Source organism: Pseudoroseomonas ludipueritiae (assembly GCF_014490445.1).
In the GTDB taxonomy this organism is placed as follows: domain Bacteria; phylum Pseudomonadota; class Alphaproteobacteria; order Acetobacterales; family Acetobacteraceae; genus Pseudoroseomonas; species Pseudoroseomonas ludipueritiae.
This window is the reverse complement of sequence record NZ_JACTUZ010000175.1, coordinates 1-8,672: the sequence shown is the minus strand read 5'-3', so window position 1 is coordinate 8,672 and position 8,672 is coordinate 1. Positions and strand designations below refer to the sequence as shown.

Annotated in this window: 11 protein-coding genes; 7 read left to right on the top strand and 4 right to left on the bottom strand. The window is 70.4% G+C overall.

The window, feature by feature from the left end:
• Positions 1–185 (bottom strand): hypothetical protein (locus IBL25_RS22555; protein ID WP_187780739.1); only part of this gene is annotated, 185 nt, incomplete at its 3' end.
• Positions 186–346: 161 nt separating this feature from the next.
• Between IBL25_RS22555 and phaR the strand changes: the two genes are divergently transcribed.
• The 3 genes from phaR (at position 347) to IBL25_RS22540 (ending at position 2,728) form a co-directional block, all read left to right on the top strand.
• Positions 347–952 (top strand): polyhydroxyalkanoate synthesis repressor PhaR, encoded by a 606-nt coding sequence (gene phaR / locus IBL25_RS22550; protein ID WP_187780738.1) that lies wholly within the window; start codon positions 347–349, stop codon positions 950–952.
• 138 nt (positions 953–1,090) lie between these two features.
• Complete coding sequence (locus IBL25_RS22545) at positions 1,091–1,525, top strand: helix-turn-helix domain-containing protein (protein ID WP_187780737.1); 435 nt, start codon at positions 1,091–1,093, stop codon at positions 1,523–1,525.
• Positions 1,526–1,573: 48 nt separating this feature from the next.
• Positions 1,574–2,728: a TRAP transporter substrate-binding protein gene (locus IBL25_RS22540; protein ID WP_187780736.1), complete on the top strand. Its 1,155-nt coding sequence runs from the start codon at positions 1,574–1,576 to the stop codon at positions 2,726–2,728.
• On the opposite strand, the gene IBL25_RS22535 is transcribed toward IBL25_RS22540, so the two are convergent.
• Positions 2,725–4,125: an amidase family protein gene (locus IBL25_RS22535; protein WP_187780735.1), complete on the bottom strand. Its 1,401-nt coding sequence runs from the start codon at positions 4,123–4,125 to the stop codon at positions 2,725–2,727. The genes IBL25_RS22540 and IBL25_RS22535 overlap by 4 nt on opposite strands.
• 66 nt (positions 4,126–4,191) lie before the next feature.
• A complete protein-coding gene (locus IBL25_RS22530; RefSeq protein ID WP_187780734.1) occupies positions 4,192–4,653 on the bottom strand; it encodes a TlpA family protein disulfide reductase in 462 nt (153 codons plus the stop codon).
• A gap of 99 nt (positions 4,654–4,752) precedes the next feature.
• On the opposite strand from IBL25_RS22530, the gene argH reads away from it, so the two are divergent.
• Positions 4,753–6,153 (top strand): argininosuccinate lyase, encoded by a 1,401-nt coding sequence (gene argH / locus IBL25_RS22525; protein ID WP_187780733.1) that lies wholly within the window; start codon positions 4,753–4,755, stop codon positions 6,151–6,153.
• Positions 6,150–6,278 carry an LPS translocon maturation chaperone LptM gene (gene lptM, locus IBL25_RS27080; RefSeq protein ID WP_238940593.1) on the top strand — a complete coding sequence of 43 codons (129 nt, stop codon included), beginning with the start codon at positions 6,150–6,152 and terminating at the stop codon, positions 6,276–6,278. Before argH ends, lptM begins: the two co-directional genes overlap by 4 nt.
• On the opposite strand, the gene IBL25_RS22520 is transcribed toward lptM, so the two are convergent.
• On the bottom strand, positions 6,247–6,777 hold the full coding sequence (locus IBL25_RS22520) for a 2'-5' RNA ligase family protein (RefSeq protein WP_187780732.1): 531 nt from the start codon (positions 6,775–6,777) through the stop codon (positions 6,247–6,249). The genes lptM and IBL25_RS22520 overlap by 32 nt on opposite strands.
• Positions 6,778–6,877: 100 nt before the next feature.
• Between IBL25_RS22520 and lysA the strand changes: the two genes are divergently transcribed.
• Both lysA and IBL25_RS22510 read left to right on the top strand, forming a co-directional pair.
• Complete coding sequence (gene lysA, locus IBL25_RS22515) at positions 6,878–8,218, top strand: diaminopimelate decarboxylase (RefSeq protein ID WP_187780731.1); 1,341 nt, start codon at positions 6,878–6,880, stop codon at positions 8,216–8,218.
• A partial coding sequence (locus IBL25_RS22510) for a DUF4175 family protein (protein WP_187780730.1) occupies positions 8,218–8,672 on the top strand: 455 nt, incomplete at its 3' end. The genes lysA and IBL25_RS22510, both read left to right, overlap by 1 nt.

Sequence of the window (8,672 nt, the reverse complement as noted above, 5' to 3'; positions counted from 1 at the left end):
GGCCGCGCGGCCATCATGCCGCGCCACCAGCCGGCGGTCGCCGCCGCCCAGCCGGCCCAGGCCTCGGCCAGTTCCCGGTCGGCGGCCAGGGCCGCGACCTCGCTCTGCCACAGGGCGATCCAATCCTCTGCCAGCCTTTCCAGCTCGCCGGGCTCGGCGCCCGGCATCTCCTTCGGCCCTTCCATGCGCGTCCTTGTCCGGCGGACAGGCCTGCTTGTCCAGCCGCCGCAATGCCTGGCGCAGCGCCAACGCGGCAAGGGCTCCACAGTTGGTTCGCAGCGCATCATTTCGCGTGCTAGCCTGTTCCGTGGCGCGGCGAGGGCGCGAAGAAGAAGGGCGGAACGTCATGGCGGAACAGGCGAAACGACAGGCGGGCGGCGAGCAGGGCCTGCCCCCGGTGGTGATCAAGAAATACGCCAACCGTCGCCTCTACAACACCGAGGCCTCGTCCTACGTGACCCTTGAGGATCTGGCCGCGATGGTGCGGGCGGGCCGCGACTTCGTGGTCTATGACGCCAAGAGCGGCGACGACATCACCCGCGCCGTGCTCACCCAGATCATCGTGGAGGAAGAGGCCAAGGGGCAGAACCTGCTGCCCATCCCCTTCCTGCGGCAGTTGATCGGCCTCTATGGCGACAGCGTGCAGTCCCTGGTGCCGCGCTACCTGGAATTCGCCATGGGCAGCTTTGCCCGGCAGCAGGAGCAGATGCGCCAGTCGGTGGAGCAGGCGATGGGCGGCTTCAACCCCTTCGGCGGGCTTGAAGAGGTGAGCAAGCAGAACATGGCCATGATGGAACGGGCCATGAGCCTCTTCAGCCCCTTCCCCCGCAAGGAGGGCAATCCGCCCGCCTCCCGCGAGCATGAGGAGCTGGAGCGCCTGCGCGCCGAGCTGGCCGCCGCCAGGGAGCAGCTGGCCCGGCTGCGCGAAGGCGCCGGGAATGAGCAGGGATGAGGCGCCTTCGTTTCATTCGATCTTGCATGAAGTTGAGCCCCTCACGCATTGTTCACAGAGGTTTTGCCGGAGACGGCCTAACGCTATGGGACGAAATCCCATCTAGCTTTGATGCAGAACACCGAATACAGGCGGAGCATGGCTGACCAGATCGCCGCATCCCCCTCCGTGGCCGATGACGACCAGGACAAACCAACCACCCGGGCCCGCAATGCGGACCGGCACGTGGGCGCCCGCATCCGCGAACGGCGGCTGATGCTCGGGCTCTCACAGCAGCAGCTCGCCACCATGATTGGCGTGACCTATCAGCAGGCCCACAAGTACGAGCGCGGCATGAACCGCATCTCGGCCGGGCGGCTGTTCGAGATCGGCATCGTGCTCGGCGTGCCCGTGGCCTGGTTCTTCGAGGGACTGGAGCAGGACGGGCAGGCGCAGCCGCTCGGCCAGCGCCAGCGCATGTGCCTCGAGCTCGCCCGCAACTTCGTGCTGATCGACAACGAGAAGCACCAGGAGGCGCTGAGCCAGATGGCCCGCGCCCTGGCCGCCCAGTCCCAGGGCCGCTCGCTGGACTGAGGCGCTCCCCCGCCCGGGCGATGGGCCGGGAAGAATGCTTGCCTGCCTGTGGCGCTGCCTTATCTTGCCACGGTGACGAAGCGCTCTTCCCTGCCGAAGCCGCCCGGGCGCCACGGTCTTCTGCGCCTGGTGCTAGCGGGCCTCGCGGCCGTGCTGCTGGCTGCCCCGGCCCGTCCGCAGAACCCGCCGCTTCACCTGCAGGTGGTGGGCGGCCTCGCCGATGTCCGCCTCTACGAACAATACGAGCGCCCCTTCTGGCGGGAGGAACTGCCGCGAATCACCGGCGGCATGCTCCAGGCCGATATTGTGCCTTTCGACAGCAGCGGCATCCGGGGCCAGGACATGCTGCACCTGATGCGGCTGGGCGTGATGCCTTTCGGCACGGCGCTGCTGAGCCTGGTGGGCGGCGACGAGCCGGAACTGGCGGCTCCCAACCTGGCCATGCTGGCGCCCGAGCTGAGCACGCTGCGGCGGGTGGTCCAGGTGTATCGCCTGCACCTGACCGCCTTGCTGAAGGAGCGGTATGGGGTGGAGCTGCTGGCCATCTACGCCTACCCGGCTCAGGTCCTGTTCTGCGCCGACCCGCTGCCGGGGCTGGAGAGCCTGCGGGGCCGCCGGGTCCGCGTCTCCAATCCCAGCCAGGCGGATGCCATGGAGGCGCTGGGGGCCATCGCCGTCCAGACCCCCTTCGCCAGTCAGGCCACCGAGTTGCGGGAAGGGCGCATCGACTGCACCATCACCGGCTCGCTCAGCGGCAACGAACTCGGGCTGCACCGGCTGACGCAGCAGATCCATCCCATGGCCATCTCCTGGGGCCTCTCGGTCTTCGGGGCCAATACCCATGCCTGGGAAGCCCTGCCCGAGGAGGTGCAGCAGGCGCTGCGGCGCGGGCTGGCGCGGCTGGAGCTGGCGGTCTGGGCCGCCGCCGGGCAGGACACGGAGGATGGCTTTCTCTGCAATGCCGGCCGCCCCGGTTGCCAGTCCGGCACCCGCGGCACCATGCGCTGGGAAGCCACGACGTCGGAGGATGAAACGGTGCGGCGGCGCCTGCTGGCCGAGGCGGTGATCCCGGGATGGATCGCCCGCTGCGGCGAGGATTGCCGCCAGGCCTGGAACACCCACCTGGCGCCGTCGCTGCGGATCTTCCTGCCGGAGCCGAAGCCGGCGGGGAAGCCGGGCGCGCGCCTGGTGGTGTCGCCCTAGAGGGGCGCCGGCTCCGCCACCTCGACCCGCGGCCCGCCCGCCTCGATGACGGCGCCGGCATCCAGCAGCACGTCCTCGCGGTAGCGGCCACCGATCAGCTGCACGCCCACCGGCACGCCATCCACCGCGCCGGTGGCGACCGTCAGGCCCGGCAGCCCCATCAGCGGCAGCCCGACCTGCACAAGCTGCGCTTCCATCACCCGGCGGAAGGCCTCGGGCGATTCGATATCCAGCAGGTCCGGGAAGGGCAGTTCGGAGGAGACGGGCACCAGCAGCACCGGGTAGTTCTTCAGGAAGAGCTGCCATTGCCGGGTATAGGTGGCGCGGGCCTGCAAGGCGTCCTGGAAGGCGTGAAAATCCGCGTTGGGACAGAGTGCCTCCATCTGCGCGAAAACAAAGGCGGCATCCGGGTCGGCTTCCCGCCGCAGGGCCTCGCCGCCGGTGCGGCGGTTCTCGGCGAGCCAGAGCAGCGCCTGCAAGGCCGCCGGGGCGCGCAGCGGCGGGCAGGCGGTCTCGACAATGCTCCAGCCGGCCGACTGCAGGCGCAGGGCGGCGTCGCGCAGGGTGCGCTCCACCTCCGGCTTGGTATCGAGCCCCTCCGGCCGCACGCAAAGGGCGGCGCGCTTCGGGTAGGGGCCGCTGTTCAGCGGCGCCGGCACCCACCAGGGATCGCGCAGGTCCTCCGCCGCCATGACCTCCAGCGACAGGCGGATATCGGCGATGGAGCGGGCGAGGGGCCCCGAGACCGCCATCAACTGCGCGCCGATGGCACGCTCTGCCCCGGAAGGGTTCCAAGCCGGCACGCGCCCCAGCGTCGGCCGCAGCCCGTGGATGCCGCAGGCATAGGCGGGATAGCGGACGGAACCGCCAATATCCGTGCCATGCCCGATGGCGCCGATGCCGGCCGCCACGGCCGCCGCCGCGCCGCCGGAGGAGCCGCCGGGGGTGCGAGAGGGGTCGCGCGGGTTGCGGGTATGGCCGTGCAACCCGTTGCGCGTGAACCAGCGCAGCGAGAAGGCAGGGGTATTGGTGCGGCCGATGATCACGGCGCCGGCCCGCCGGAAATTGGCGACCACCGGATTGTCCTCGGTGGCCATCAGGTCGGCCTGGATGCGTAGCCCGTTGGTGGTGGCGAAGCCCTTCTGGTCCACATTCACCTTGATGGTGACGGGGACCCCGGCCAGCGGTCCCGGCTTCTCGCCGCGCGCGATGGCGGCATCCACCGCATCGGCGGCGGCCAGGGCTTCCTCCGGCATTTCCTGCACCACGGCATTGATGGCCGGGTTCACCGCCGCCAGCCGATCCAGCGCCGCCTGCGTCACCTCGCGCGCTGAGATGTCGCGGGCGGCGACGCGGGCGGCGGTCTCGGTTGCGGTCAGGCGCCAGAAATCGGTCATGCTGCGGACTCCCTGAAGCTGGAGCGTCAGTGTCGGCCGGGAAGCACGATCCGTCGAGAGGAGAGGTCAGCCGCCCTTCACAAGTTTACGGAGGGCCTCCAGCATGGCCGGCGAATCCCATTCGGCCTCGCCTTCCAGCCGCGCCACCTCGCGCCCCTCGCGGTCCACCACCAGGCTGGTGGGCAGGCCGCGCGCCTTCACGGCACGGGCGCATTCGCCCTTGGGGTCCAGCCAGATGCCGAGGTTCTTCAGGCCCGTGCGCTGGTAGAAGCTTTCCACCTGCGGCTTGCCGCCACGGTCGGAGGAGAGGGGCAGCACCACCCATCCTTCCGCTTTCAAAACTTCTTGCGCCCGGTCCAGCGCCGGCATCTCCTTGACGCAGGGGGCGCACCAGGTGGCCCAGAGATTGATCAGCACTGCTTGGCCGGAGAAGGCGCCGAGGTCATAGGGCTTGCCTTCGGCATCGGTGAAATTCAGCGGCGGAAGCGGCTTCGGATCGCTCGGCACCAGCTTCTGGATGGCCGCCATCCCTTGCCGTGCCGGAAGCAGCGTGGTTAGGGTCGCCCCAGCAGCCAGCGACGTAAGAAGCGGGCGGCGTCCGATTGGCAACACGAGGCATATCCTTCCTTGTCCACACAGCAGCGCAGCCAGGGCAACCAGCAGTGGGGCGGCCGCTATAGCGGCGGACCCTCCGCCATCATGGAGGCCATCAATGCCTCCATCGGCTTCGACCGCAAGATGTGGCGGCAGGACATCCGCGGAAGCCTGGCCCATGCCGCCATGCTCCGCCATGTAGGCATCATCTCGGCCGATGACGAGGCCGCGATCAAGGAAGGCCTGACCGCCATCGGCGCCGAGATCGAGGCCGGTGAATTCCCCTTCAGCGAGGCGCTGGAGGATATCCACATGAACATCGAGGCCCGCCTGACGGAGCGGATCGGCGAGGCCGGCAAGCGCCTGCACACCGCCCGCAGCCGCAACGACCAGGTGGCGCTGGACGTGCGCCTCTGGGTGCGGGATGCCATCGATGGCCTGGACAAGCAGCTGGCCGACCTGATGCAGGCGCTGGTGGAGCGGGCGGACGAGCACGCCGCCACCGTGATGCCGGGCTTCACCCACCTGCAGCCGGCGCAGCCCACCACCCTGGGCCACCACCTGCTGGCTTATGTGGAGATGCTGGGGCGTGACCGCTCCCGCCTTGGTGACTGCCGGGCACGCATGAACCAGTCCCCGCTGGGTGCCGCCGCGCTCTGCGGCTCCGGCTTCCCCATCGACCGGCACATGACGGCGCAGGCCCTGGGCTTCGACGGCCCGATGCGCAACAGCCTGGATGCCGTCGCCAGCCGCGACTTCGCCATGGAATTCCTGGCGGCGCTGTCCATCTGCGCCACGCATCTCTCCCGCTTCGCGGAGGAGGTGGTGCTCTGGACCAACCCCTATTTCGGCTTCGTGAAGCTGTCGGACGCCTATACCACCGGCTCCTCCATCATGCCGCAGAAGCGCAACCCGGATGCGGCCGAGCTGGTGCGGGCCAAGGTGGGCCGCGTGGCCGGCGCGCTGGTCGGGCTGATGACGGTGATGAAGGGCCTGCCCCTGGCCTATGGCAAGGACATGCAGGAAGACAAGGAAGGCATCTTCGACGCCGCCGAGACCATGGCCCTGGCCCTGGCCGCCACGGCCGGCATGGTGCGGGACATGAAGCCCGATGCCGCCCGGCTGCGGGAAGCGGCGGGCGCCGGCTTCTCCACCGCCACCGACCTCGCCGACTGGCTGGTGCGCGAGCTGCGGCTGCCCTTCCGCGATGCCCACCACGTCACCGGCCACCTCGTCGCCAAGGCCGAGGCGCGGGGCGTGGATCTCTCCGAGCTGACACTCGAGGAAATGCAGGCGGAGGAGCCGCGCATCCACAACGGCGTCTTCCAGGTGCTGAGCGTGGAGGCCTCGGTCGCTTCCCGCACTTCCTACGGCGGCACGGCGCCGGTGAATGTGCGCCGCATGGCGGCGGAATGGCGGGAGCGGCTGGCATGACGCGCGGCATCCTCACCCTGCTGGCGGCGGCGGCCCTGCTGGCCGCCTGCGGCCGCCCTGGCCCGGTGCATCCGCCCGGCCCGCCGGAGGAGATCACCTACCCCCGGGTTTACCCGAGCCGGTAAGCGGAAAACTCCCGGCGGCCTCCCAGGGCCCGCCGCGATAATGCCAGAGCAGCAGCGACACCCCCTGGCCTTCCCAGGGGGTGAAGCCGGCTTCCAGCTCGGCCAGCAGGGCACGGGCGGTGGCGGGCTCCACCTTGTTCTGCACCGTCACATGCGGGCGGAAGCCCTGGCGGTCCTGCGGCCCCAGCAGCCCGTGCCAGGCGCTGGCCAGCAGCCCGCGCAACTGCGCCAGGGCAGGGCTTTCCACCGTGAAGGCCAGGCCGCGCCCCAGGCTGCGCAGCCCGGCGAAGCGCAGCACCGGTGGCGGCGTTCCGGCCGCCAGCGTCTCCAGGTTCGCCGAGATCTCCGCCAGCATGGCCCCCGGCAGGGCATGGAACAGCGTGAGGTGGGCTGAGAGATGGTTCCGCTCCGGTGGGAAATGCGCCTGGCGCAGCGCATCCAGCCGGGCGAAGGAGGCCGCGTCCAGCCCTAGGGTCAGGATCAGGGGAGCTTCGGTCATGGTCCTGGCTTAACACCGGCACAGGATTTTCGCCCGCGCGGCCGGTAGCGAAACGTTGCGGCGCTTCCATCACCCGGGGGCGCGACCCTAAATAGCCGCCATGGCCACCGCCCTTTCCCTGGCGCCCACCAGCGCCGACCCGACCTTCGCCGACCTGCTCGCCATCCGCCCCTCGCTGTCCATGCATGCGCGGGACGGGCTGCTGATGGAAGACGTGCTGCTGGCCCGCATCGCGGCCGAGCATGGCACCCCCACCTGGGTCTATTCCGCCAATACGCTGCGCCGCCGCTATCGTGCGCTGAAAGCGGCGCTGGACGAGGCCGGGCTGCGCGCCAGCGTCCATTACGCGGCCAAGGCCAATGACAACCAGGCCGTGCTGCGGGTGCTGCGGGCGGAAGGGGCGGGGGCGGATATCGTCTCGGCGGGCGAATTGCGCGCCACCATGGCCGCCGGCATCCCGGCGGAGGCCACCGTCTTCTCGGGCGTCGGCAAGGCGCCGGAGGAAATCCGCTTCGCGCTGGAAGCCGGCATCTTCCAGCTCAATGCCGAAAGCGCGGAGGAGATCGAGATGATCTCCGCCATCGCCGCCAGCATGGGCATCAAGGCCCCGGTCTCGCTGCGCGTGAACCCGGATGTGGATGCCCGCACCCACGCCAAGATCACTACTGGCAAGGCCGAGAACAAGTTCGGCATCGCCTTCGAGGACGCGCCGGCGCTTTATGCCCGCATGGCCGCGCTGCCCGGCATCCGGCCGATCGGCATCGCCACGCATATCGGCAGCCAGATCACCGACGGCATGTCCGCCTATCGCGCCGCCTATGCCCGGCTGGCCGAGATGATCGGCGACCTGCGCGGGCGCGGCCTGCCGGTGGAGCGGGTGGATTGCGGCGGCGGTCTCGGCATTCCTTATCGCGACGAGCCGGCGCCGACGCCGGAGGCCCTGGCCGGCGCCATCAAGGCCACGCTGGGCGGCCTCGGCATCCCGGTGATGCTGGAGCCCGGCCGCTGGCTGGTCGGCCCCGCCGGCGTGCTGCTGGCCTCGGTGGTGCTGCAGAAGCAGGGTAGCGCCCGGCGCTTCCTGGTGCTGGACGCCGCCATGAACGACCTGATGCGCCCGGCCATGTATGACGCCTGGCACGGCATCCTGCCGGTCTCGCCCCGCGCCCATGTGGCGCCGCTCTCGCCCGCCGATATCGTCGGCCCGGTCTGCGAAAGCGGGGACACATTCGCGAAAGGCCGCCTGATGCCGGCCATGGCGCCGCAGGATCTGGTCGCATTCCTGGATGCGGGTGCCTATGGTTCCGTGATGAGCAGCACCTACAACGCCCGCCCCCTGGCGGCCGAGGTCCTGGTGGATGGCGCCCGCGCCGCCCTGGTGCGCCGCCGCCAGACGCATGAGGAACTGCTGGCCCACCAGCGCATTCCGGAGTGGCTCGACTGATGCAGGCACCGCGCGATCCGCTTCCCCGTCGCCTGGCGCGCGGGCGGCGGCTCGCGCGATGGGCGCTGGCCTGGGAGGAAGCCTGGCCGCGCCTCTGGCCCATCCTGGGTGTGGTGGGGCTCTTCCTGGTCGCGGCGCTGTCCGGCCTTTTCCTTTATCTGCCGGGCTGGCTGCACCTGCTGGTGCTGGTGGGCTTCGCCCTGGCACTGGGCTGGGCCGCCTGGCGCGGGCTGCGCGGCTTCGTGGTGCCGCTGACCACCGCCGCCGACCGGCGGCTGGAGCGGGAATCCGGCCTCTCCCACCGCCCGCTTTCCACCCTATCCGACCGCCCGGCCACCGATTCCGACCCCATGGCCCTGGCCTTGTGGCAGGCGCACCGCGCCCGCGCCGCGGCGGCGGTGGAGCAACTGAAGGTCGGCCTGCCGCGCCCCGGCCTGCCGGCGCGGGACCGGCG

Excerpts from the sequence above, each read along its gene's own strand:
- phaR (WP_187780738.1), top strand. The coding sequence starts at position 347 with ATGGCGGAACAGGCGAAACGACAGGCGGGCGGCGAGCAGGGCCTGCCC.
- IBL25_RS22545 (WP_187780737.1), top strand. The coding sequence starts at position 1,091 with ATGGCTGACCAGATCGCCGCATCCCCCTCCGTGGCCGATGACGACCAG.
- IBL25_RS22535 (WP_187780735.1), bottom strand. The coding sequence starts at position 4,125 with ATGACCGATTTCTGGCGCCTGACCGCAACCGAGACCGCCGCCCGCGTC.
- IBL25_RS22530 (WP_187780734.1), bottom strand. The coding sequence starts at position 4,653 with ATGGCGGCCATCCAGAAGCTGGTGCCGAGCGATCCGAAGCCGCTTCCG.
- lptM (WP_238940593.1), top strand. The coding sequence starts at position 6,150 with ATGACGCGCGGCATCCTCACCCTGCTGGCGGCGGCGGCCCTGCTGGCC.
- IBL25_RS22520 (WP_187780732.1), bottom strand. The coding sequence starts at position 6,777 with ATGACCGAAGCTCCCCTGATCCTGACCCTAGGGCTGGACGCGGCCTCC.
- lysA (WP_187780731.1), top strand. The coding sequence starts at position 6,878 with ATGGCCACCGCCCTTTCCCTGGCGCCCACCAGCGCCGACCCGACCTTC.